1 protein-coding gene is annotated in these 952 nt (G+C 72.3%); it reads right to left on the reverse strand.

The genetic code is table 11. From position 1 onward, the window contains the following. Positions 1-250: 250 nt before the first annotated feature. A partial coding sequence (locus tag B0W88_RS31990) for a pyridoxamine 5'-phosphate oxidase family protein (RefSeq protein ID WP_083749213.1) occupies positions 251-952 on the reverse strand: 702 nt, incomplete at its 5' end.

Raw genomic sequence — 952 nt, forward strand, 5'->3', positions numbered from 1 at the left:
GCCATCTGCTGCTGGCGCTGCAGCAGCGCCGCGCCTTGCTCGCGCGCCTCGAAGCCCACCCAGTACCAGCCGATGGCCGCCACCAGCAGGCTTGCGACGAGCGCGATGCCCGCCATCAGCCGCGCCTGGATGCCGAACCTGACCGGCGCTGCCACCATCATGTCTGCGAGTGCTCCCATCTTGTGTGCAGGGAGCATAAGGGCAAACCGGCGGGCCGCCGGGTGCCGATTGCCCGGGGTTCAGGCCTTGTTCAGCCGTTTGTCGGCCACCAGCGCCAGGGCAGCACGCCGGGCCGCCAGACGCCCTCGCGCACCGTCAAGCGGACAAAACGCTGCGCCGCATCCCACACAAGCTCGGCATCCGCCGCCAGGTGCAGCAGGCCGCCGCCCTCGTAGTCGACGAACAGCAGGCCGGCCTTCGGGTTCACCGACAGGTTGCCCAGCGTCATGAAGAACTGGTTGCCGGGGTAGTCAGGCAGGGTCAGCTGAACCTGGCCGTTAGCGCTGCGGGCGATGCCGATGAAGCCAGGCTGGCCGCCGCGGTGGGACACGTCCACGCCCTCGCCGCGCAGCTCGCCATCGCCGGGCCGGCTGGAGGCGCTGGCGATGAAGAGCGTATCGCTGCGCCCGATCAGCGCCAGCGCCGCTTCGTCGAGCGCCGGGCCCAGCGCCTGGGCCGCCGCGGGCAGCGGTGCCACGGCCTGCGGCTCGCGGGTGACGATGTACTTCGGGCAGTTGCCGAAGCTCTGGCGCACCGCGATCGTCAGCGCCCCGCCGTCGGGCCATGACTCGACGACGCCGTTCATCCGGTTGCGGCGGCGCGTCTGCGGCTCCAGGCCCAGCAGCCCGACCGGCGCGCCTGTCGCGAGCAGGGCCAGCGCCGGGTCGTCACCGGGGCGGGCATGGGCGATCGCCATGTGCCGCGCATCCGGCGTGGTCACGAAGCCCGGCCG

It is taken from the genome of Pelomonas sp. KK5, from assembly GCF_001984095.1.
Classification (GTDB): domain Bacteria; phylum Pseudomonadota; class Gammaproteobacteria; order Burkholderiales; family Burkholderiaceae_C; genus KK5.